The sequence below is a fragment of the Candidatus Burkholderia verschuerenii genome (assembly GCF_001189365.1).
Lineage (GTDB): Bacteria > Pseudomonadota > Gammaproteobacteria > Burkholderiales > Burkholderiaceae > Caballeronia > Caballeronia verschuerenii.
Map to the genome: position 1 here is coordinate 1 of NZ_LFJJ01000061.1, position 21,874 is coordinate 21,874.

Below are 21,874 nucleotides of genomic sequence, written 5' to 3' on the forward strand. Positions count from 1 at the left end.
TCATCGGCGAAGTTCCAAACTCCCAGGAAACCATTCAGATCAATATTGCTTCTGGGAGTTCTGGGAAACACGATCTTCCGGCGGCCCCTTGCCACCCTTGACTTCGACTAATTCTGAAGGGCCGACTCTATAAAGCTGGTGATGCACTTGAGCCACCCCATCTACGAATCCGACGAGCACGTCAATTTTAGGCGGATCTTGCCGATTTAAACACGACTCAAGAAATTCCCGAACATGGTCTCTTCTTACAGAAACCACATCACAACCACGCCAAGCAGCGACGACGGAGTTCATTGATAACCTCTTCTGTCACCTGCGACAATAGCACCATCATGGGCAATCAATTTTGCGATTCGTTCGATCTCATCGGAGCTCGCGAACTGCAGCGCGTAGATTCTCCCAAGCTGATGTCCGTACTTCCGATAATTGTTTTGTACCGTTGAGGACAGAGCATCCGCAAGTGGGACGCTGTCGTTGATTCTTTCCGTCAGCTCTCTTCCCTTCGCATCTAGTTCGTGGCGGTCATTCATGGCTACGATGTGAAAGATTAAAGGAAAGATTCAAGCTCAACACTGATGACGTCTCTTGGCCGACCAAGTGCCACTTCGCAGTCGTTGTGTGTCTTCCAATTGACACACGTTGCTTTCTCCACCGTCCACGACTTGCGTGCGGACACCTAGTTTTTAGCCATTCTTGATGCAAAAGTGCGCTTTTCGTAGTTCGTCAGTCGTTGTGGCCATTGCCCGGGGCGTTCGACGAGCGGAGGGGCGAGACGGAAAGTGGACTGCCGACCAGCAAAGTCGACCCTTCCATGCGCCGCTCCTTCTTGACTCAAAAGTCCGCACTGGTCGCTCGATGTTAGGTAAGGGATGGAACGACGAAATCGGTTCCGAGGGCACCGAGAGGTTAGCCGTACGTTTGAAGACGAGAGACTTACGTTGCCTTTGTACTCACCCGTTCGAGACGGGCGCGAGACTAAAGGTGATGGAGCGACCGCACGGTCGCTCGAAGTCTGTGGGGCTGTATTCAGTGCGAAGAAGGAAGTCAGGACTGTCCTCTAACGTTCACTCACGTGTGCTTTTGTATCTTGCGTTCCTCGGACAATCGCTGTAAAGGACCTCTGGCTCGTAGTGTCGTTGAGAACTCGACGCAGTCAGCCTCCATAGGGAGTTGGTCCATTGTTTCACTCACGCGCACATGTCGGCGAACAGCCGTTCTTTCGAAATTCGCTTCGCCATTTGGCTAAACTGCTTTTGCACAACCGCCAGATCCTTCGTCAAATGATTTTCATTTGCTGGAACGTGGGCGTGTTCGGATGGCTTCCTGTCGTCCCCGGTTCATTTCTGTTCTCGCGATCGCCCTTCGGCTGTAGGACGATCCGCTCACGCGCGACGCGACCGTGCTCTACGTGCTCGCGAAACATTTTCCGGATCGCGCGAAGCAGCTCACGCCGCGTGCCATCGACAACATCGCCGGTTCGCTTGCAAAAGGCTATTACAACACCCATTCCTCAGCGATGACGATTCTTGCACTCGATGCTTCCGGACGCGTGAACGCGACCAGCATCGACAAACTCGCAATCACGGAATGGCGCGCGGGCGTCACGCCAAAGGATATCTCGACGGCTCAGTCAGCGTTGATGCGTTCGGGCGCATGGAGCGCGGACGCCACGCGTGTCGAGTTCGGAAACCATTCCGGCGCACCTGCCTGGTGGAGCGTAGTGCAGTCGGGTTATGACCGCAAGGCGTCGGACAAGGCGATTCGCGAAGGGCTGGAAATCGTGCGCGAATACACGGACAGGAACGGCAAACCGCTCACTGGCATCACCGTGGGCGACGAAGTGGAGGTGCATCTGAAGATACGCACGACGAACAACGCCAGTGCCGCTGATCTAGCAATCGTCGATCTGCTGCCGGGCGGTTTCGATCCGGTCGACCCACCGCCGCCTTCAGGCGATGCCGGTGAGAACCCGGATCACCCGGCGAGCGTCGCGGTCGCGTCGCTGTCGACGTGGCATCCGGAGCATACGGACCAGCGCGAAGATCGCATGGTGCTGTATGGCACGGTGACGCCCGCAGCGAGGGAGTTCGTCTATCGCATCCGGGCCACCAATGCCGGGCGTTATGTCGTGCCGCCCGCTTATGGCGAATCGATGTACGACCGGCGCATCAAGGCGCAGTCGACGGGAGGCGCGACACTCACGGTGCAGCCCGCGCATCGGGCCGAGTCGTGAACGTAGCCTGGATCGCGCGATGGCGGAACGTTCTCGGCTGCGCGCTGATAATCGTCGTCGCGCTTGTCGGGATTCGGCTCTGGTCGCATCCTTCGTTGCGCGATTGGAAGCCGTCTTCCACAGCGGTGTACGACGATCACGGCCGCCTCCTACGACTCGCGTTCGCACGGGATGACCGGTATCGATTGTGGACGCCGTTCGAGCAGATTTCGCCGCAACTCGTCGATGCAGTCTTGCTGCACGAAGACCGTTGGTTTCGCTGGCATGCAGGCTTCAATCCATATGGACTCGCGCGCGGCGTGTGGGTGACGTATGTGCGCGGCGGTAATCCGCAAGGCGGATCGAGTGACGATGCAGCTCGCGCGATCGTTGTGGCGCATCAACACGCGCACACCGTGGGGGAAGTTGAAGCAGGTTGTGCGCGCGCTCCAGCTCGAATTGTGCTATTCGAAGCGGCAAATTCTGGAGGCGTATCTCAACGACGCGCCTTATGGCCGCAATGTCGAAGGCGTGGGGACGGCGAGTATCGTTTACTTCGGCAAGAAAGCGGACGAGCTGACGTTACCCGAAGCGCTCGCGCTCGCAGTGGTCCCGCAGGACCCGGTCAGGCGCGTGCGCGGCGCGCCATCGGAGCAGCAGATCAATCGGGCGCTAACGGAAGCGCGGAACCGGCTATATCGGCGATGGATCGTTGCGCGGCCAGAAGACGCCGTGCAAAGACCGCTCTTTGCGTTGCCTTTGGCCTTGCGCTCACTCAGCGCACTGCCGTTCGATGCACCGCATGCCGTCGATCAGGCGCTTGCGGCGCCCGCGCAAGACTGGAGTGGCGAGCCGAACGACGCGCATCGATACTACGATCGATCTCGACATGCAGCGCACGCTCGAACGCCAGATCGACCGTTATGCTGCGCGGCAAGCATCGGGCGGCATTCGCAATGCGGCGGCGTTGCTGGTCGATACGCGCGACATGGGCATCAAGGCGCTGGTCGGCTCGGCGGATTTCATGAATCGCGAGATTCACGGTCAAGTCAACGGAACGCTCGCACGGCGCTCGCCCGGCTCGACCCTAAAACCCTTCATCTATGCGCTGGGCTTCGATCAGGGCATTCTGCATCCGCAAACCGTATTGCGCGACGTCCCCACATCGTTCGGACCGTACGCACCGGAGAATTTCGACGGCCGCTTTCTCGGTCCGATCACCGCGACGGATGCCTTGAACCGAAGCCGCAATGTGCCGGCGGTGTGGATTGCATCGCAACTGAAGCATCCCGATCTCTACGCGTTTCTGCAAACGGCCGGCGTCCGGCTCGATTCGAGTCCGCAGCACTACGGTCTCTCGCTGGTGCTCGGCGGCGGCGAGGTGACAATGCAACAACTCGCCGCGCTCTATGCCATGCTTGCGAACGGTGGCGCGTATCAGCCATTGCGCTTGCGTCAGAACGAACCACGCACGCCGTCGCGTCGCTTATTGAGCGCCGAGGCGAGCTTCATGACCATGGACATCCTGCGTCAACATGTGCGACCCGACGAGACCACCGGCGCACAGCGATCGAGCGCACCGGTCTATTGGAAGACAGGCACGTCATGGTCCTTTCGCGATGCGTGGACTGCAGGCGTATTCGGTCCGTACGTGCTGATCGTCTGGGTCGGCAATTTTGATAACACGGGCAACGCCGCATTCATTGGCCTCGACGCGGCCGCGCCGCTCTTCTTCCGGATCGTCGATTCCGTGCGTGCCGAGCGTCCAGTAGCCGATGCAACGCCGCACGCGCCCGACGGCCTCAAGCAGGTGCGTGTCTGTCTGGCGAGCGGCGACCTGCCGAACGAATGGTGTCCGCAGCAGGGCTGAACATGGTTCATACCGGGCAAGTCGCCGATTCGCGTGAGCACGGTTCATCGGCCTGTCGTGATCGACGAAGCGACGGGGAAACCCGCGTGCCCGCCGTATGCGGACAAGCGTACGCATGTGGAAGTGTTAGAGTTCTGGCCGTCGGATTTGCAGCAAGTCTTTGCGACGGCAGGGATTCCGAGTCGTTAACCTCCGCAAGCGCGAGAGTGTCTCCGAGCGGGGCAAGTGGAGGGCGCCGCGCCGCGTATCACATCGCCCTTGCGCAGCAGCACTTATGCAATGCGCTTGAAGGAAGGATCAACCGCGCCGATCGCCTTCAACGCAACCGCCGATGCCAGTGCGCACGCCCTGTATTGGTTCGTCGACGATGCGTATATCGGCCGCGTGTCGCCGCGCGAGACGTTGTTTTGGCAAGCGCCGATGGCCGGTGAATTTGCGGTGCGCGTGGTGGACGATCAGGGGCGCAGCGATATGCGCCGGATGCAAGTGACAATGGTGGAGTGAGTGCGTTACTCACCAGCAAGAGCAATCAGAGTAATGCAAGCTTCGCGTCGCGCAGTGGTCAATGAATGCGAGTGCGTTGTGCGATCCGAAAAATGTTGCGATGTCGATAGAAAATATGAAGATCCGAATGTAAGCTTCTTCTCTTCGAGTATCGTTCGAGATATCCCATCACGATTTGGAAATCGAAGCTACATCATTAAAGTGTAGGTATCCTGATGTAAAGACTGATGTAGCTCAATATTCTACATTTGATCTCTCATGCGGATGGCTGGGCGGCGGGCATGATGATTTACACGTTTCGCTGTAAGAGCGGCCGCCTCAAGATGATCGGAGTGAAATGGCCCATGATCCGCTTCCATCACAGACGCGAAAATCGCACAGTAAGAACAAAACGGTTTCAGTAATCTAAAAGCAGCATGAATTCGATGTTCAGTATTTTGTCCGCTGTTATGCTGGTTCAGCACGGTTGCGCTCCAGTCGGCAAGGTGGATGATGCATCATCCCCGCCACGTGGTATGCCTCAATATGGAGAAGGTCCGTATGGCCGCTATTTCGTTCTAAGCGATGCCGGCGAAGGATCGTCCGGGCAGCACGTCTGGAAAAACACGCCCTAAAGGTTGTACCTGAACAACGATGGCGGAACGATCAAAGCGCCGGACGGGAAAGGTTTCGTCGACGGCATAACGGATGCGTACGGTCGCACCGTTTGCGTCCATTCCGTGATCTGATTCGAATGAATATCGAATCGATGCGCCAGTCCGGCCTGCGTGCGCTCGCCTTTGATTGCGGCAAGCGCGTTCGCCGCGTTCTTTTCGTCATCTCCCGGTTCCTTTGCCGGCATTTCTCACTTTGGCAGGAAAGCGTCCTCACTCTGCTGGCTTGACTATACATTCCAACCAATTCGACGTCCGACGGGTGATTCCTCCATCCACGGATCGCTCAAAATCACGCTCCACCCACCCAAATAAATAGACTTCGTAGGGGAAACCACCTACCCCAGGATCGCTTGCGCCTTTTTTCGACGTCGTGCAGACGTGTCTATACAAGATGCCTCAACGGTCTACTTCGACAAAAGGACGAGCAGATGAACGCGAAACGGATTTCTGGAAAGTTGCGCCTCGGTGTGCTGGCGGGCGTGGTCGCGGCGCTCGCGACGTCGGCGCAGGCCAAGGAGTGGACCTCGGTCACGATCGCAACGGAAGGCGCGTATGCCCCGTGGAACCAGACGCTGCCCGGCGGCAAGCTCGGCGGATTCGAACACGAACTGCTGACGACGCTCTGCACGCGCGCCCAGCTCAAGTGCAACCTCGTCGCGCAGGATTGGGACGGCATGATTCCCGGTCTGCAAGCCGGCAAATTCGACGTCCTGATGGACGTCATCTCCATCACGCCGGAGCGCGAGAAGATCATCGCGTTCTCGCGCCCGTATGCATCGACGCCGGCAACCTTCGCGGTATCGGACGACGGCATCCTGCCGAAGGCATCGCCGAACGCGGCGGCCGTCAAGCTGACCGGCGACGCCAAGAACGATCAGGCAGTCGTCGACGGTCTGCGCAAGCAGTTGAAGGGCAAGACCATCGGCATCCAGTCCGGCACGGTCTACACGAAGTTCATTCAGGACAACTTTAAGGATATCGCGACGATCCGCGTCTACAAGACCGCGCAGGAGCGCGACCTCGATCTGGCGAACGGCCGCATCGACGCATCGTTCGACGATCTCACCTATTTCCTGTCCGGTTCGGTCGACAAGTCAATCTCGGTTGCTGGTCCGAAGATCGGCGGCCCGATCTGGGGTCCCGGCGAAGGTCTGGGCTTTCGCAAACAGGACGCCGACCTGAAAGCGAAGTTCGACGCCGCGCTTGCCTCGGCCATCGCCGACGGCACGGTGAAGTCCTTGTCGGAAAAGTGGTTCAAGACCAACGTCGCGCCGTAAGCGCAACACGAACCCAAACCGGAGCATGAGATGACGCTGTTCCAGATGTTCGGATTCGGTCCAGACGGTTGGGGCTCGGCGCTGTTGCTCGGCGCCTTGCTGACCCTTGCCGCGCTGTTCACGGGCGCGATCTTCGGCGGATTCGTCGCGGCCGCGAAGCTGTCGCGATATCGCGCGTTGCGCATCGTCGGCGACATTTATACGACCGTGTTTCGCGGCGTGCCCGAGCTTCTGGTGATCTACCTCTTTTACTTCGGCGGATCGAGTTTCGTCTCGACCGTCGGCCACTGGTTCGGCTCCGATGGCTTCGTCAGCGTGCCGCCGTTCGTGATCGGCGCGATGGCTGTCGGCATGATCTCCGGGTCCTATCAGGCGGAGGTCTATCGCGCGGCGGTGCTGGCGGTGGCGCGCGGCGAACTCGAAGCCGCTCGCGCCATCGGCATGCCGACGATGATGATGGCGCGCCGCGTCCTCATTCCGCAGGTGATCCGATACGCGCTGCCGGGCCTGGGCAACGTCTGGCAGATGAGCCTGAAGGACTCGGCGCTGATCTCGGTCACCGGTCTCGCCGAACTGATGCGCACGAGCCAGGTCGCCGCCGGATCGACGCATCAGTACTTTGCGTTCTTCATCGCGGGCGGTGTGCTCTATCTCGTGATGACCAGCATTTCGTGGCGTATTTTCGGCCGCGCCGAAGCGGCGATCGCGCGTTCGTTCCGGCGCGGTTTCGCCCGTAACTGAGCCACCGCAAAGCCAACGCGCAACGCATTCCACACACGACGCCAGCGGAGATTCCCAATGCCCGTCGATTTCAATTTCATGTTCGACACCATGCGCCAGTTGCTGGCCGCGGTGCCGACCACGCTCGGACTGTTCTTCGCCTCGCTCGTGCTGGGCGGCTTGCTGTCGCTGGTGATCGTCACGCTGCGCGTGTCGCCGCACTGGCTGCCGAGCGGCTTCGCGCGGTTCTATATTTTTGTGTTTCGCGGCTCGCCGCTCCTGATCCAGATGTTCCTCGTCTACTACGGTCTCGGCCAGTTCGGCGTGATCCGCCACAGCTTCATGTGGCCGGTGTTGCGCGAGCCGTATGTGTGCGCGGTGCTGTCGCTCGCGCTGTGCACGGCGGGTTACACGGCGGAGATCATTCGCGGCGGCTTGATGGCGATTCCGCTCGGTCAGATCGAGGCGGGCTATTCGATCGGCTTGTCCGGCGTCGCGCTGCTGCGTCGCGTGATCGGACCGATCGCGCTGCGCCTGTGCCTGCCCGCTTACTCGACCGAAGCGATGCTGCTCGTCAAGTCGACGGCGCTCGCGAGTCTCGTCACCGTCTGGGAAGTCACCGGCGTCGCGCAGGAAATCATCCACCAGACCTATCGCACGACCGAAGTCTTCACCTGCGCCGCGCTCATCTATCTGCTACTCAACTTCGCGATCGTCCGCGCGCTCGGCTTCGTGGAGCGCAGGCTGTCCGGGCATCTGCGGCCGCCGCCCGTGCCCGTCGCGACGACCTCCGCGCCCGTGCGGACACGCGTTGCTTCCTGATATCCGCCGCCGTTCTGGAGAACCTCATCATGAGTACTGTTGCGCCCATCGCCCTGTCGGTCAAAGGCATCAAGAAATCGTTCGGCGAGCATCAGGTGCTGAAAGGCATTTCGCTCGACGCGCATCAGGGCGATGTCATTTCGATTCTCGGCGCGAGCGGCTCGGGCAAGAGCACCTTCCTGCGCTGCCTGAATCTGCATCGAAATGCCCGACGACGGCTCCGTGTCGCTCGCCGGCGAGGAACTGAAGATGAAGCGCCGCGGCGACGGCCGCTTGCAGCCCGCCGACCGCAAGCAGGTGGACCGCGTGCGCTCGCAGTTCGGCATGGTGTTCCAGAGTTTCAATCTGTGGTCGCATATGACGGTGCTGGAAAACGTGATCGAAGGCCCGCGCGCGTGTTGCGCAAGAGCCGCGCGGAAGCCGTCGAACAGGCCGAAGCGCTGCTTGCGCGGGTCGGACTCGTCGACAAGCAGAAGCACTATCCGGCGCATCTGTCGGGCAGCCAGCAGCAGCGCGTGGCGATCGCGCGCGCTCGCGATGGATCCGAAGGTCATGCTGTTCGACGAGCCGACTTCCGCGCTCGATCCCGAACTCGTCGGCGAAGTGCTGCGCGTGATGCGTTCGCTCGCCGACGATGGCCGCACCATGCTCGTCGTCACGCATGAAATGGGCTTCGCGCGGCACGTCTCGAATCGGGTGATGTTCCTGCACGAAGGCCGCGTCGAACTCGACGACACGCCCGAAGCGGTGTTCGGCGAACAGAAGTTCGAGCGTTTCCGTCAGTTCGTGTCGAGCCATCAGGACCGCAGCGCGCACTGATCGCGCATTGATCGCGCACTGATTCCAAGCAGTCTGATCGAAGGATCGCCATGATCGTCACCCGCACCGCACAGCCGCTCGAATGGCGCGAAATCGCCGCTATCGCCGCCGGCGCCACGCTCGAACTTTCCGTCGAAGCGGAAGGGCGCATCGCCCATGCGCGCGCTCGTCGATGAAATCGTCACGCGCGGCATCCGCGCCTACGGCGTCAACACGGGCGTCGGCGCGCTGTGCGACGTGATCGTGTCGCCAGCGGAGCAGCGCGATCTGTCTCACAACATCCTGATGAGCCATGCCGTCGGTGTTGGCGCGCCGCTCGGACGCGAAGAGACGCGCGCGATCATCGCGGCGGCGATCAACAACTTCGCGCACGGTCATTCGGGCGTGCGTCCGGAAGTCGTGCGCATGCTAATGAGTCTGCTCAATGCCGACTATCTGCCGGAAGTGCCCGCGTTCGGCTCGGTCGGTTATCTGAGCCATATGGCGCATATCGCGCTGGTCTGCATCGGCGCGGGACATGTGCGCGCGGGCGGCGAACGGCTGACCGGTGTGGACGCGCTGCAGCGGCTCGGCCTCGAACCGCTCACCTTGCAGGCGAAAGAAGGCCTGAGCCTCGTGAACGGCACGCTGTGCGTGACTGGTCTTGCCGCGCTCGCGCTGGCACGCGCGGAACGTCTGCTCGACTGGGCCGACATGGTCGCCGCGATGAGCTTCGAGAATCTCGGCGGCCAGCTCGACGCGCTCGATGCGCAGTCGCTCGCGTTTCGCCGCTCGGAAGGCCTCGGCGCTGGTCGGCGCCCGGATGCGCGCGGCACTCTCGGGCAGCGCGATCCTGAACGAATCGGTCGGCCGGCGCACGCAGGATCCGCTCAGCTTGCGCACCGTTCCGCACGTTCACGGCGCCGCGCGACGCGCTGACGACGACCGCCGAAGTCGTGAACCGCGAACTGGCGTCGATCACGGACAATCCGATCGTCGCCGGCACGCTCGATATGCCGCGCGTGTTCTCGCAGGCGCATGCGGTCGGTGCATCGATGGCGCTGGCGATGGACGGCATCGCTGTTTCGATGGCGCAGGCCGCCGCGCTCGCCGAGCGCAGGCTCGATCGTCTCGTGAATCCGCTCGTCAGCGGGCTGCCGCCGTTTCTGGCGGAAATCGGCGGCACGCGTTCGGGCTTCATGATCGCGCAATACACGGCGGCGTCGCTCGTCGCGCAGAATCGGCGCATTGCCGCGCCCGCGAGTCTGGATGGCGGCGTGACCTCGGGTTTGCAGGAGGATCATCTGTGTCACGCGACGCCGGCTGCGTTGAAAGCGCTGGAGATCATCGAGAATTCGGCGCGCATTCTCGGCATCGAACTGCTCGCCGCGACGCAGGCATACGATCTGCAGGCGACAGAGTTGTCCAGTGCGCCGTATACTGAATCGCTGCGCAACAGGGTGCGCGCCGTGCTGCCGATCTATCGCGACGACCGGCCGCTTGCCAACGATATGACATTCGCGTTTCGCATGATCTCGGATGGCGCGCCGCCGCCGTTGCCGGGAACCATCGCGCAAGTGGACGGAACCGCACGGCCGTGCCGGCTTCGCTTGTCGCGCGGCTATGCGCGGAATGCACCAACGAGGCGGTTGCCGTGAGCGGGTAGTGCGGATGGAGCGAACGCGGCTCTCAGGGGGAATCGACACACAATGAATACTGAAGCGAACCTCGACCTTGGACCGGGCCACGCCGAGAACCGCCGGATGCTGCCGGCCTACGAGCAGATCAAGCGCTACGTGACCGACCGCATCGCCAACGGCACCTGGAAGCCCGGCGACACGATTCCCTCGGAAACCGAACTGGTGAAGGAGTTCGGCGTATCGCGGATGACCGCTTCGCGTGCATTGCGCGAACTGACCGCCGAGCGCGTGCTGACGCGCGTGCAGGGTTCGGGGACCTTCGTCGCGCCGAGGCATTACGAATCGACCGTGCTCGAAGTGCGCAATATCGCCGATGAAATCGCGGCGCGCGGGCATCGGCATTCGGCGCGCGTGCTCACGCTCGAAACCTCCGACGACCCGGAAGCGATCGCATCGCTCGTCTGACCAAGGGGCCGGTGTTCCACTCGTGCATCGTGCACGCCGAGGAAGGCATGCCGATCCAGTACGAAGACCGCTACACGAACCCGCGTCTGTTCCCCGAGTACCTGCAGCAGGACTTCACCGTCGAAACGCCGAACCACTACATGGTGCGGCTCGCGCCCATTCAGCGCGCGGAGTTCCGGATCGACGCGCAAAAGCCGAACGCGACCATTCGCCGTGTGCTGGAAATGGAAATCGGCGAGCCGTGTCTGCTGGTGTCGCGCCGGACCTGGGTCGGCAACAGCGTCGCGACGGCGGTGCAACTGTGGCATCCGTCCTCGCGCTTTCATCTGGTCGGAAAGATGTAGCTTGTCTAATCAACTTGGTCGACAACGCTAACGCGGGTATTCATTGCCGAATACCCGCGTTTTTTTTGTGTTTGCGTGAGCGGAAAATACGATACGAATCCTCGCGTATACCCTGCATAAAAAAGTCGGCTCGTCGTTTTGTATATACAACTTGGCGTCGCTACACTGTTTTCACTGCCTGCGATAACGAAGCGGGTCATCGACAACTTTCCTCTTTGAGCGACGCACATGAATCATCCCAAACACATCGATCCGCGTTTTGATCCGACACGCACGATTCGTGCGCCGCGCGGCAGTGAAAAAACCTGCAAGACCTGGATCGCCGAAGCCTCGTACCGGATGATTCAGAACAATCTCGATCCGGAAGTCGCGGAACATCCGCATGCGCTCGTCGTGTACGGCGGCATCGGCCGCGCGGCGCGCAACTGGGATTGCTTCGACCAGATTCTCGCGTCGCTCAAGGATCTGAACGAAAACGAAACGCTGCTGATTCAATCGGGCAAGCCGGTCGGCGTATTCCGCACCCATGCCGATGCGCCGCGCGTGCTGCTTGCCAATTCGAATCTCGTGCCGCACTGGGCGAACTGGGATCACTTTCACGAACTCGACCGCAAAGGCCTCATGATGTACGGCCAGATGACGGCGGGAAGCTGGATCTACATCGGCTCGCAGGGCATCGTGCAGGGCACCTACGAGACGTTTTTCTCGGTGGCGAACCAGCATTTCAACGGCGATCCGAACGGCCGCTGGATTCTCACGGGCGGTCTTGGCGGCATGGGCGGCGCGCAGCCGCTCGCCGCGACGATGGCAGGCTTCTCGATGATCGCCGTGGAATGCGACGAGTCGCGCATCGACTTCCGCCTGAAGACGCGCTACGTCGACAAGAAGGCGAAGACGCTCGACGAGGCGCTCGCCATGATCGAAGCGGCGAAACAGAGCGGCAAGCCGGTGTCGATCGGCCTGCTCGGCAATGCCGCCGACGTGTTCGCGCAACTGGTCGAGCGCAACATCACGCCGGACTGCGTGACGGACCAGACCAGCGCGCACGATCCGATTCACGGCTATCTGCCGCAGGGCTGGACGATCGAAGACTGGCGCGAGCGTCAGAAGATCGATCCGCAGAGCATCGTGACGCCCGCCAAGCAATCGATGGCGAAGCAGGTTCAGTCGATGCTCCGGCTGCAGGAACGCGGCGCGGCCACGCTCGATTACCGCAACAACATCCGTCAGATGGCCCTCAAAATGGGCGTGAAGAACGCGTTCGATTTCCCCGGCTTCGTGCCCGCGTATATCCGTCCGCTGTTCTGCGAGGGCAAGGGCCCGTTCCGCTGGGTCGCGCTGTCGGGCGATCCGGAAGACATCTACAAGACCGATGCCAAGGTCAAGGAACTGATTCCCGACGATCCGCATCTGCACAACTGGCTCGACATGGCGCGCGAACGTATCGCGTTCCAGGGCTTGCCGGCGCGCATCTGCTGGGTCGGCGTGAAGGATCGCTATCGCCTCGGACAGGCGTTCAACGAGATGGTGAAGAAGGGCGAGCTGAAGGCGCCCGTCGTCATCGGACGCGATCATCTGGATACGGGTTCGGTCGCGAGCCCGAATCGCGAAACCGAATCGATGAAGGACGGTTCGGACGCCGTCAGCGACTGGCCGCTGCTTAATGCGCTGTTGAACACGGCGGGCGGCGCGTCGTGGGTGTCGCTGTATCATGGCGGCGGCGTCGGCATGGGCTTCAGCCAGCATTCGGGCGTGTTGATCGTCGCCGACGGCACCGATGCTGCGCACGAGCGCCTCGGCCGCGTGCTGTTCAACGATCCCGCGACGGGCGTCATGCGTCACGCCGATGCCGGTTACGAGCTGGCGCAGTTGACCGCGCGGGAAGCCGGCCTCAATCTGCCGATGCTCGGCCGATGAGCGTGGCGTCCACCACGCTGATTCGCGGGGCGGATTTGGTGGCGTCGCCGTGGAAGAACGGCGGCGGCGTCACGCGCGAGATCGCGGCGTATCCGGCGGGCGCATCGATGGACGCGTTCGCGTGGCGCGTGAGCATCGCGGAGGTCGCGCAGGCCGGGCCGTTCTCGCGCTTCGCGGGCGTCGATCGCACGCTGGTGTTGCTCGACGGCGCGGGTATGCGGCTGCACGAAGGCGAGCGCACGCATACGCTCGCCCGTCCGCTCGACATCGCGGGCGAAGCATCGATCGATGCCACGCTCGTCGACGGTCCCACGCGCGACTTCAATCTGATGGTTCGCCGCGACGACGCGCGCGGCACGCTGGAACAATGGCGCGCGCCCGAATCGCATGATCTCGATGCCGACACGGCGCTCCTGTATTGCGCGCAAGGTGCCATGCGCGTGCGCGTGAACCGTGGCGAGCCCATCGCGCTGGAGCAGGGCGACACGCTGCGCATCGAGCACGCTCGCGCGCATATCGATACTGAAGGCAGCGGCGCATTGCTCGCCATCGCCTTGAAGGACGTGGAATGAAGCGCACGCTCTGGCACAACCTCAAACTCTGCGCCGAAGGCAACCCCGATCACACGATCGACGATGCCGCGATCGCCGTCGAAAACGGCAAGATCGCATGGCTCGGCCGGCGCGCATGCCGACCTGCCCAGCGACATGAAGCACTGGCCGCGCGAAGACTTGCGTGGCGCATGGGTCACGCCCGGCCTGATCGACTGTTATACGCATCTCGTCTACGGCGGCCAGCGCGCCGACGAATTCGCGCAGCGTCTCGCGGGCGTGAGCTACGAAGAGATCGCGCGGCAGGGCGGCGGCATCGTATCGACAGTGCGCGCCACGCGTGCCGCCGACGAAGCCACGCTGTTCGCGCAATCGGCCGCGCGTCTCGAAGCGTTGCTCGCGGAAGGCGTGACGGCCATCGAAATCAAATCCGGCTACGGCCTCGATCTGCCCACCGAGCGCAAGATGCTGCGCGTCGCCCGCCGACTAAACGCTCACTTCACACTCTGCATAAGAAAGGTTCGGTTTTTCCGAACCTATTCCCCCAAAAACTTCCGTTTTTCGTCGCCGTTCCTTTCGATACAGTGATTGCATTGAAAGCAATCAGAAAGGACCCGACATGAAATGCCCAGTCTGTCCCGCGACGGATCTGCTGATGACCGTGCGCGAAGGCATCGAAATCGACTATTGCCCGAGTTGTCGCGGCGTCTGGCTGGAGCGTGGTGAAGCGATGCGTACTGGCGGCGCGCGGATCGTTCAGCCATCGATTACGCTCGAAACCGCGCTGCATGACGACCCAGTGAATGTCGTCGTGCCCATCGAACAGCGGGTAAAGATGAGGCAGCGCGAGGCTGCGGCCCGCGAAGTTGTTCGGCGATTCGCACGACGACCAGAAGATACCGATGCAACGCCGCCCGCCCGCGCGCTGCCGGATGGTTTCGATCAACGCATCGGCCGACGATGGATTCACCGGTTCGATATAGCGTTGCTTCGGCAGATAGCCGAGCACCGGAAAGAGGGTGGTGAACAGGGCGAACGGGTCGGTCCACATTTCGGAAGCCGTATCGTCCGATGCGCGCGTGAAGCCCGCGTTGCGCATCGCGTCGGCGAGGGCCGCGTGTTCGGACGTGTGATCGGTCAAGCGGAACAGCTCGACGTCGTGTTCGACTTCGACGCCCATCGCTCTCAGCGCGTCGATGTATCGCGCCCAGTGAATCAGATCGCCGAAGCCTGACGCGACCGACAGGATCGTGATGCGTGCGGGAAGTTCGCGTTGCCCGTTCCAGTATTTCGCATGATCGACATTCGGAAGGAGCGTGCGGCGGGCCTCGTCCGGAGCACCAGTGCGTGTGCATTGCGCCGACGCCTTGGGCGATGCCGTCGCGCCGCATGAGGCTGCGCGCCTGATGATGGCCGAGCACGTGAGTGGCGTGTGGGTTGAGTCCGTCAGCGACGAGTTGGATCACGCGATCGTCTTCGCCGAGATAGTGCCAGCCGTAGACGCGCGAGATATAAGCGGCGACAGGCGCGGTGGACGGCTTGTTCGCGAAGGCTTCGAGGCCTGCCGAAGGCTTCAAGGCCTGCGAGTCCCACTTCCTTCAGTCCGAGGTGCAGGCAGACATCGGACATGCAGTGGATCTGAAACGCAAAACGATTCGCTTCGCGCGTCAGCTTGAAGCAGGTTTCCAGCGCTTCATGGAATTGCCCGCCACGCAGATGCGCGAGGGCGCGCCAATGCCAGTAATCCGCGGTATGGCCATCGGCCGGACGGCGGTTCGTCCAGAAAGCGGAAACACGCCGCGATGTCGCCTGAATATAGGTACGGCGGAATGTCTTCGTATCGCTCGATCATGCTGATGCTGCTCAAAGTGTGACGTCGAGCCGCGATGTCAGCGAACCGTTCGTTGCCGCGGCGCAGCCGAATATGGCACGGCGATAACCCGGAATTGCAATCAGTTGATCAATCTTTAAGATTTTTGACGCTTTATGCGCAAAAAGCTAACGCTGCTTGAAGTATAGAAACGGCGCTCAAAAAGCGCGAGAAAACGCGTTTTACTTTCGCTCACGCTTAATTCTAGGGACGACTTTCCGGAGAAATCCCGCCTGACTGGTTGATATGCCGACAATTCGGACTTTTCGAGCAAATGCTCGATGGTGAAGCATATGCTAAATTATTGCTAATATATCTTATGTCAATTATGTGATGCCAGAACCCACAGACAATCCATCGGGCTTTTCCGGGAATACCGTTTGCTACTAAACCGCGATTCCCCCCTCACCATCAGCGCCCAATGCAACAATACTTCACGACTCCCGCCGCATTCAAGCCCGCTGCATCACGCGCCCGTCAAATACCCTCCATCCACCGCCAACGTCGTGCCGGTGATAAAGAAACGCCACCGCGCCCACCAGATCCTGCACCTCGCCCCAGCGCTTGAGCGCGCTGCGCGCCGCGATCTTGTCGGCTTTGGCCGGGTCCGACCACAGCGGCTTCGTCATGTCCGTGCGATGGTAGCCCGGCGCCACCGCGTTCACGCGCACGCCCGCCAGACCGAACGCATGCGCCAGCGACCGCGTCAGCCCGACGATGCCCGCCTTGCTCGCGCAATACGCGGGCACCTCGGCATCGGCCATGAAGCTCAGCATCGACGCGATGTTGACGATTGCGCCGCGCCGCGCGTCGAGCTTGTCGCGCGCGGCCATCGAGAGGCGCATCGCGGCGCTCAGATTCACGTCGAGCACTTCCTGAAACACGGCGTCGGTGTATTCGTCGGCGGGACGCGCAACGCCCGCCGCGTTCACGAGCACGTCGAATTCATCGAATTGTGCGACGAAACGCGTAATGTCGTCGGCATTGCGCACGTCGAGCTTCACGAAACGAATGCCTTCGAGCGTGCGATCCGCGCGCAGCGCCTCGAGCTTGGCATCGGAACTGCCGGTCGCGATCACGCGTGCCGACAACGCGGCGAAGCCTTGCGCGATCGCAAGCCCGATGCCGCTCGTCGGGCCCGATACGAGCACGGTCTTGCCGTCGAATAATCCGTCGCGAAACGCCTGCGTCACTTGCGGGTCCATGTCGTCGTCCTCGTTCAGATGATGGCGGGTTCGGTGCGATCGAGCAGTGCGGCGTAGCGGTCCATCGCCTCGAGCGCGGCGACGACCATCGGCGCATTCACCGGATACGGCTCGTCGTTATGGATGATCTCGCCTTCTCTGCAGGCGCGTTCCGCCACGCGCGTCAGGGCCGCGCGATCCGCGCCGTCGACGTGGATATCGGCCAGACGCGTCGGCAAGCCGACCGCCTTGCAGAACGCGAACACGCGACGCCGCTCGCTATCCGCGCACGGCCACAGGAACAGCGACGCAAGCGTGCCGATGGCCACTTTCTCGCCATGCAACACGCCATGCGTGCTGTCGAGTTGCGCCAGCCCGTGATGGATCGCATGCGCCGCCGCCACGCCGCCCGATTCGAAACCGAGTCCCGACAGCAGCACGGTGGCTTCGAGCGTCGCGTCGAAGGCGGGCGTGACGGTCTTGCGCTTGCAGTCGGCGACGGCATCGACGGCATGCGCGAACAGCGTGCGCGGCACAGGCGCGCGGCTTCGAAGGCGAGCGCGGTGCCCACGCCGCCGCACAGATTGCGCGCGCCCGAGCGACGGCAGGCATCGGCTTCGTAGAAGGTGGCGAGCGCATCGCCGATACCGGCGATAAAGAAGCGCACCGGCGCGGCCACGATCAGCGCCGTATCGAGCAAGACGAGATCGGGATTGCGCCGCACGAAGCGGTCGCGCACCACGCGCCCTGCTTCGTCGTAGATGACGGCGAGCGCGGAACACGACGCATCCGATGCCGCGATGGTCGGCACGCACGCGAACGGCAAGCGCAAATCGTCGGCCGCCGCGCGCCCGATATCCACCACCTTGCCGCCGCCGAACGACACCACGATATCCGCGCCGCACTGCGCGGCCCACGCGGCGGCATCGGCGATGGCGTGTTCGGTGCACGCGGCATTCTGCCGGCGCACATGCACGCGCACGCCTTCGGTTTCAGCCAGCGCCGGTTCGATCAGCGACGCCACGCTGCTGTCCACGAGACACGCCGCCTGCGTGCCGAGCCGCGCGAGTTCCGCGCCGAGTTGGCCGAGCGCGCCCGCGCCCTGCACGTAGCGCGAGGGAAAAATGCTGGTTCTAAGCATGATCGTCGTGTTCCGGAATAGTCGAGGTATCGAGGCCGAGCGCGGCGGCCAGTTCGCGCGGCGTGCGCACGATCTGCGCTTCGGCGGGAAAAAGTGCCGCGCCGGCATCGTCGAGCGGCCAGGCCAGCACGCGCATATTCGCCGCAAGCGCCGCACGCGCACCGGTCGGACTGTCCTCGACGACGACCGCATCGTCGGGCGTCACGCGCAGCAGCCACGCGGCGCGTTCGTACGGCTCGGGACTGGGCTTACCCATGCGCACATCGTTCGCGCTGACGGTCACGAGATGCGGCTCCTCCAGACCGAGCGCGCGCAGATTCACTTCGAGCAGCATGCGCACCGAATTCGACACGATGCCCTGTGCAATCCCCGCGCGTTTCGCCGCGCGATACACCTCGAGCGCGCCGGGACGCGGCACGAGATGCGGCGCGCCATCGAGATAGGCTTGCGCGCGAAAGGCCGACCACGCCTCGAAGTCCGTCGATAAACCGAAGCGCTCGCGACACAGCGCATGCACTTCGCGCCCGGTCTTGCCGAAGATCAGCGGATGCATCTCCTCGCCCGCTTCGATGCCGTGTTTCGCGAGCACCGCGACCAGCGTGCTCAGATGCAGCGCTTCGCTATCGGCGAGCGTGCCGTCCATGTCCCAGAGAATGGCCTTGATCATCGTGCGGATTCGGGAGAGTCGGTGACGAGCCGGTCGAGATCGTCGTAGAACTGTTGCGCGTTCGCATAGAGCCGCTCGAAGATCGGCATCATGCGGTCGTAGGTGTCGCTGGCGCGCGGATCGGGCAGCACTTCGTGTTCGAAGCCCACGAAGGCGTTCACGGCATCGGTGAGACGCGCGAACTGGCCGTGCGCGGTGGCGGCGAGAATCGCGCAGCCCATCACGCCGCACTCCACTTGCGCGGGCACGAGAATCGGCGTGCGATACATGCTCGCCTTGATGTTCAGCCACAACGATGCCTTCGCGCCGCCGCTCGCCGCGACCAGCCGTTCGATGCTCGCGCCTTCTGGCTGGATCAGCGCGATATGCCGCAGCACGCCGAACGCGACACCCTCCAGCACCGCGCGATGCAGATGCGCCAGCCCGTGCTTGGCCGCGATGCCGAAGAACTGCGCGCGAATTGGTGTGATCGCCGAGACGCTCGCCGGTCAGATACGGCAGAAAGAACAGCCCTTCGCAGCCGACCGGCGCGCTCGCCGCTTTCTGCGCGATCGCATCGTAGGACAAGGCGTTTTCGTGGAACGCGCGACGCGCCCAGCGCATCGCGTCGCCGCCGGAATCGAGCAACATGAAGCGGCCCCACGCGCCGTCGCATGTCGCGAGATTCGACACTTCGGGATGCAGCATCGGTGTATCGGCGAGCACGGTGATGATCGACGACGTCCCCGTGATATCCGACGCCAGCCCCGCGCCGTGCACGCCCGAGCCCAGCACCGAAACGGGATAGTCCGCGCCGCCGACCAGCACCGGCGTGCCTTCGCGCAGCCCCGTCGCGGCAGCGGCTTCTTTTGTCACCTGGCCGAGGATATCGAGCGGCGCGAGCTTCGATGCGTCGAGTCCGAGCAGATCGAGCATGTCGCGCGACCATGTGCGCGTGACCGGGTCCATCAGAAAGCTGGTCGATGCATCGTTCCAGTCGCACGCGCGCTCGCCGGTCAGACGGAAGTTCACATAGTCTTTCGGCATGAACACCGTGCGCGCGCGATCGTATGATTCGGGGTCGTGCTCCTTGATCCACCACAGCTTGAACGCGGGCCATGCGGGCGTGGCGGGGTTCGCGGTCTTGTGCAGATACGACGATTCCTCGTGCCGCGCGCGAAACTGCGCGACCTGCGCGAAGGTGCGCTTGTCGTTCCAAAGCGGCGCGGTATCGCGCGTGAGTTGACCGTCGGCGTCGATTAGTACGGTCCCGTGCATCTGCCCGCACGCGCACACCGCGGCCACCTTTTCCGCCGCGCCCGGCACGCGCTCCAGCACTTCGCGAATCGAGCGCGCCGCGCCCGCCCACCAGTCCGCCGGACGCTGCTTCGACCAGCCGTAACGCGGCACGATCTGCTCGTGCTCATGCGCCGCGATCTGTCTCACCGTGCCGCGCGAATCGACCAGTGCGGCGCGCACGCTGCCCGTACCGACATCGATCGCGAGATAAAACGTCTCCATGTCATTCACCCATCTGTGCGGGTCGAAGGTCCGATGCGCCACGCGCATCCCGTCTGCGCGCGATGAATCGACAACGCGCCCGCTTCCCGCGCGATGCGTGCGTCGATCGTTTCCGGCGCGAGCGTGTTGAAGTCGAACAGTCCATGATGATGCGCGATCATCGCCGGGATATGCGCGGCGCGCGCCAGTTCGACGGCTTCGTCCAGCGTGAAATTGCCCGGCACGCCGTTGCCGCCGCGAATGGCGTCGCGGCCGTTCACCGGCAGCAGCGCGACATCGACGCGCGCCTGCCGCACGCGCTCGTGCAATTGCGGATACGGCACGCAATCGCCCGAATGGTAGAGGCGCACGCCGTGCACTTCGATCACGTAGCCGAGCCACGGATGCCGCCCGTCTTCGTCGATATCGAGCGTCTCGTGCGCGGACGCGATCGGCGTCACGACGCAGTCGTCGAGTACCGGCACGCGCTGCCCGGCGTCGACCGAAATCAGACGGTCGAGGCCGGCGCCCGTGCGCCGCAACGCTTCATCCAGCGATGCTTCCGGCACGACAAAGCGCAGCGCCGGAAACCGTTCGGCCAGCGGCTGCAAGGTGCCCGGATCCATGTGATCCGTATGCCGATGCGTGCACAACACCCGGTCCACCCGATCGAACTCATGCGGCGCAATGGGCGCGGGCATCATGCGCGTATGCGGAAAGCGCGTGCCCTGATACTTCCGCGCAAGCGTATCCGACAGATACGGATCGATCAGCAGGCGCGCCTGCGCCGTGTCAATGACGAAGCCTGCCTGCCCGAGCCAGTACAGCACGATCTCGCCGTCACGCGGCGCGTGGCGCGCATCGGCGAGACGCTGCGCGAGCGGTTCGTCGAAGCGTTCGGCGCGCATCACCAGCACACGTAGCCGCCGTCCGCGAGCACGATCGCGCCGGTCATCAGACTCGCGGCGTCGCCGGCGAGGAACAGCACGACCGAGGCGATTTCGTCGACGCGCCCGAGCCGGTTCATCGGCGTGCCGCCGACCCAGTGGCGATACATCTCCTCGTTACCCGGCTCGTACACATACTGGTTCATCTCGGTGTCGATATAGGTCGGCGCGACCGCGTTCACGCGCACGCCGCGCGCGCCCCATTCGGCGGCGAGCGAGCGCGTCAAATGATGCACGCCCGCCTTCGACGCGTTGTAGTTGGCCTGCTCCTGCGGCCGGTTGACGATCAGCCCCGACATCGACCCGACATTCACGATACTGCCGCCGCCGCGCTCCAGCATGCCTTTCCCGAACGCGCGGCAGGCGCGGAACACGCCGTTCAGATTCACGTCGATGACGCGATCCCACACTTCGTCGCTCATGTCCTCGGCGGGATGATTCGAGATTGCGATGCCCGCGTTGTTGACGAGCACGTCCACGCGTCCGTGGCGCGCGACGACGGCATCGTTGACGCGCTGCGCCGCCGCCGGATCGGTGACATCGAATACTTCGCCTTCGACCCGCGCGCCCGATGCCGCGAGCTTGCCCAGCGCTTCATCCAGCGCTTTCGCGTCGAAGTCGGTCAAGACGACGCGCGCGCCCGCCTCGGCCAGCGCTTCGGCGATCGCGAAGCCGATGCCGCGCGCCGCGCCCGTCACGACCGCCACGCGGCCGTCGAGACGGAATCTGTCCATGTACATGTCGATGTTCCTTCCAGAGTGCTTTACGATGCCGCGCGCGGCGCGGGCTTGCCTGCATCGGCGGCAATAC

The 21,874-nt window shown here is 62.8% G+C and carries 20 protein-coding genes and 6 pseudogenes; 16 read left to right on the plus strand and 10 right to left on the minus strand.

The window, feature by feature from the left end; translation table 11 throughout:
• Positions 1–39: 39 nt before the first annotated feature.
• Both BVER_RS31500 and BVER_RS13000 read right to left on the minus strand, forming a co-directional pair.
• Positions 40–294: a hypothetical protein gene (locus tag BVER_RS31500; protein WP_157056037.1), complete on the minus strand. Its 255-nt coding sequence runs from the start codon at positions 292–294 to the stop codon at positions 40–42.
• The gene (locus BVER_RS13000) at positions 291–530 is read right to left on the minus strand and encodes a hypothetical protein (protein WP_050453652.1); all 240 of its coding nucleotides are present in this window, start codon (positions 528–530) and stop codon (positions 291–293) included. The genes BVER_RS31500 and BVER_RS13000 overlap by 4 nt, the downstream gene beginning before the upstream one ends.
• 869 nt (positions 531–1,399) lie before the next feature.
• Here BVER_RS13000 and BVER_RS13005 point away from each other — a divergent pair.
• From BVER_RS13005 to BVER_RS13070, 16 genes and pseudogenes are all read left to right on the plus strand, one after another.
• Complete coding sequence (locus BVER_RS13005) at positions 1,400–2,233, plus strand: alpha-2-macroglobulin family protein (protein WP_050453653.1); 834 nt, start codon at positions 1,400–1,402, stop codon at positions 2,231–2,233.
• A 125-nt stretch (positions 2,234–2,358) separates the two neighbouring features.
• A pseudogene (locus tag BVER_RS36460) lies at positions 2,359–2,785 on the plus strand (transglycosylase domain-containing protein); the annotation flags it as partial.
• 271 nt (positions 2,786–3,056) lie between these two features.
• Positions 3,057–4,082: a penicillin-binding transpeptidase domain-containing protein gene (locus BVER_RS33800; RefSeq protein WP_232316530.1), complete on the plus strand. Its 1,026-nt coding sequence runs from the start codon at positions 3,057–3,059 to the stop codon at positions 4,080–4,082.
• A 225-nt stretch (positions 4,083–4,307) separates the two neighbouring features.
• A complete protein-coding gene (locus BVER_RS33805; RefSeq protein ID WP_232316531.1) occupies positions 4,308–4,586 on the plus strand; it encodes a hypothetical protein in 279 nt (92 codons plus the stop codon).
• A gap of 733 nt (positions 4,587–5,319) precedes the next feature.
• Positions 5,320–5,469 carry a hypothetical protein gene (locus BVER_RS36255; protein ID WP_370444240.1) on the plus strand — a complete coding sequence of 50 codons (150 nt, stop codon included), beginning with the start codon at positions 5,320–5,322 and terminating at the stop codon, positions 5,467–5,469.
• Between the two features lie 201 nt (positions 5,470–5,670).
• Entirely contained in the window at positions 5,671–6,519 is an 849-nt protein-coding gene (locus BVER_RS13020) for a transporter substrate-binding domain-containing protein (RefSeq protein ID WP_050453655.1), read from the plus strand.
• Positions 6,520–6,549: 30 nt separating this feature from the next.
• Entirely contained in the window at positions 6,550–7,260 is a 711-nt protein-coding gene (locus BVER_RS13025; RefSeq protein WP_050453656.1) for an ABC transporter permease, read from the plus strand.
• A gap of 57 nt (positions 7,261–7,317) precedes the next feature.
• Entirely contained in the window at positions 7,318–8,061 is a 744-nt protein-coding gene (locus BVER_RS13030) for an ABC transporter permease (RefSeq protein WP_050453657.1), read from the plus strand.
• 204 nt (positions 8,062–8,265) lie between these two features.
• Complete coding sequence (locus BVER_RS33810; RefSeq protein WP_232316532.1) at positions 8,266–8,880, plus strand: ATP-binding cassette domain-containing protein; 615 nt, start codon at positions 8,266–8,268, stop codon at positions 8,878–8,880.
• 50 nt (positions 8,881–8,930) lie between these two features.
• Positions 8,931–10,517 (plus strand): annotated as a pseudogene (locus BVER_RS13040) (HAL/PAL/TAL family ammonia-lyase).
• A gap of 51 nt (positions 10,518–10,568) precedes the next feature.
• Positions 10,569–11,308 (plus strand): annotated as a pseudogene (gene hutC, locus BVER_RS13045) (histidine utilization transcriptional repressor HutC).
• A 228-nt stretch (positions 11,309–11,536) separates the two neighbouring features.
• Entirely contained in the window at positions 11,537–13,225 is a 1,689-nt protein-coding gene (gene hutU, locus BVER_RS13050) for a urocanate hydratase (RefSeq protein WP_050453658.1), read from the plus strand.
• Complete coding sequence (locus BVER_RS13055) at positions 13,222–13,797, plus strand: HutD/Ves family protein (protein ID WP_050453659.1); 576 nt, start codon at positions 13,222–13,224, stop codon at positions 13,795–13,797. The genes hutU and BVER_RS13055 overlap by 4 nt, the downstream gene beginning before the upstream one ends.
• Positions 13,794–14,289 (plus strand): annotated as a pseudogene (locus BVER_RS13060) (amidohydrolase family protein); the annotation flags it as partial. The gene BVER_RS13055 and the pseudogene BVER_RS13060, both read left to right, overlap by 4 nt.
• Before the next feature lie 106 nt (positions 14,290–14,395).
• Positions 14,396–14,503, plus strand: a pseudogene (locus tag BVER_RS33815) (TFIIB-type zinc ribbon-containing protein); the annotation flags it as partial.
• 812 nt (positions 14,504–15,315) lie between these two features.
• Positions 15,316–15,633, plus strand: coding sequence for a hypothetical protein (locus BVER_RS13070; RefSeq protein ID WP_198155243.1), 318 nt, complete (start codon positions 15,316–15,318; stop codon positions 15,631–15,633).
• Positions 15,634–16,098: 465 nt separating this feature from the next.
• Here the strand turns inward: BVER_RS13070 and BVER_RS13075 are convergent, their stop codons facing one another.
• The 8 genes and pseudogenes from BVER_RS13075 to BVER_RS13100 form a co-directional block, all read right to left on the minus strand.
• The gene (locus tag BVER_RS13075; protein ID WP_232316533.1) at positions 16,099–16,851 is read right to left on the minus strand and encodes an SDR family NAD(P)-dependent oxidoreductase; all 753 of its coding nucleotides are present in this window, start codon (positions 16,849–16,851) and stop codon (positions 16,099–16,101) included.
• 14 nt (positions 16,852–16,865) lie between these two features.
• Positions 16,866–17,069, minus strand: coding sequence for a dehydroquinate synthase/iron-containing alcohol dehydrogenase family protein (locus BVER_RS36465; RefSeq protein ID WP_198155244.1), 204 nt, complete (start codon positions 17,067–17,069; stop codon positions 16,866–16,868).
• Positions 17,015–17,971: an iron-containing alcohol dehydrogenase gene (locus BVER_RS36470; protein ID WP_198155245.1), complete on the minus strand. Its 957-nt coding sequence runs from the start codon at positions 17,969–17,971 to the stop codon at positions 17,015–17,017. The genes BVER_RS36465 and BVER_RS36470 overlap by 55 nt, the downstream gene beginning before the upstream one ends.
• Positions 17,964–18,638 carry an HAD family hydrolase gene (locus BVER_RS35915; RefSeq protein WP_050453662.1) on the minus strand — a complete coding sequence of 225 codons (675 nt, stop codon included), beginning with the start codon at positions 18,636–18,638 and terminating at the stop codon, positions 17,964–17,966. Before BVER_RS35915 ends, BVER_RS36470 begins: the two co-directional genes overlap by 8 nt.
• Complete coding sequence (locus BVER_RS35920; protein ID WP_369094830.1) at positions 18,635–19,039, minus strand: FGGY-family carbohydrate kinase; 405 nt, start codon at positions 19,037–19,039, stop codon at positions 18,635–18,637. Before BVER_RS35920 ends, BVER_RS35915 begins: the two co-directional genes overlap by 4 nt.
• Positions 19,040–19,463: 424 nt before the next feature.
• Positions 19,464–20,186 (minus strand): annotated as a pseudogene (locus BVER_RS35925) (xylulokinase); the annotation flags it as partial.
• Positions 20,144–21,025 carry an MBL fold metallo-hydrolase gene (locus tag BVER_RS13095; protein WP_050453667.1) on the minus strand — a complete coding sequence of 294 codons (882 nt, stop codon included), beginning with the start codon at positions 21,023–21,025 and terminating at the stop codon, positions 20,144–20,146. The pseudogene BVER_RS35925 and the gene BVER_RS13095, both read right to left, overlap by 43 nt.
• The gene (locus BVER_RS13100; protein WP_050453663.1) at positions 21,025–21,804 is read right to left on the minus strand and encodes an SDR family NAD(P)-dependent oxidoreductase; all 780 of its coding nucleotides are present in this window, start codon (positions 21,802–21,804) and stop codon (positions 21,025–21,027) included. The genes BVER_RS13095 and BVER_RS13100 overlap by 1 nt, the downstream gene beginning before the upstream one ends.
• Positions 21,805–21,874: the final 70 nt, after the last annotated feature.

Bases quoted from the DNA above. Each gene is read 5' to 3' on its own strand.
- BVER_RS31500 (WP_157056037.1), bottom strand. From the start codon at position 294: ATGAACTCCGTCGTCGCTGCTTGGCGTGGTTGTGATGTGGTTTCTGTA.
- BVER_RS13000 (WP_050453652.1), bottom strand. From the start codon at position 530: ATGAATGACCGCCACGAACTAGATGCGAAGGGAAGAGAGCTGACGGAA.
- BVER_RS36255 (WP_370444240.1), top strand. From the start codon at position 5,320: ATGAATATCGAATCGATGCGCCAGTCCGGCCTGCGTGCGCTCGCCTTT.
- BVER_RS13020 (WP_050453655.1), top strand. From the start codon at position 5,671: ATGAACGCGAAACGGATTTCTGGAAAGTTGCGCCTCGGTGTGCTGGCG.
- BVER_RS13025 (WP_050453656.1), top strand. From the start codon at position 6,550: ATGACGCTGTTCCAGATGTTCGGATTCGGTCCAGACGGTTGGGGCTCG.
- BVER_RS13030 (WP_050453657.1), top strand. From the start codon at position 7,318: ATGCCCGTCGATTTCAATTTCATGTTCGACACCATGCGCCAGTTGCTG.
- BVER_RS33810 (WP_232316532.1), top strand. From the start codon at position 8,266: ATGCCCGACGACGGCTCCGTGTCGCTCGCCGGCGAGGAACTGAAGATG.
- hutU (WP_050453658.1), top strand. From the start codon at position 11,537: ATGAATCATCCCAAACACATCGATCCGCGTTTTGATCCGACACGCACG.
- BVER_RS13055 (WP_050453659.1), top strand. From the start codon at position 13,222: ATGAGCGTGGCGTCCACCACGCTGATTCGCGGGGCGGATTTGGTGGCG.
- BVER_RS13075 (WP_232316533.1), bottom strand. From the start codon at position 16,851: ATGGACCCGCAAGTGACGCAGGCGTTTCGCGACGGATTATTCGACGGC.
- BVER_RS36470 (WP_198155245.1), bottom strand. From the start codon at position 17,971: ATGCTTAGAACCAGCATTTTTCCCTCGCGCTACGTGCAGGGCGCGGGC.
- BVER_RS35915 (WP_050453662.1), bottom strand. From the start codon at position 18,638: ATGATCAAGGCCATTCTCTGGGACATGGACGGCACGCTCGCCGATAGC.
- BVER_RS13095 (WP_050453667.1), bottom strand. From the start codon at position 21,025: ATGCGCGCCGAACGCTTCGACGAACCGCTCGCGCAGCGTCTCGCCGAT.
- BVER_RS13100 (WP_050453663.1), bottom strand. From the start codon at position 21,804: ATGTACATGGACAGATTCCGTCTCGACGGCCGCGTGGCGGTCGTGACG.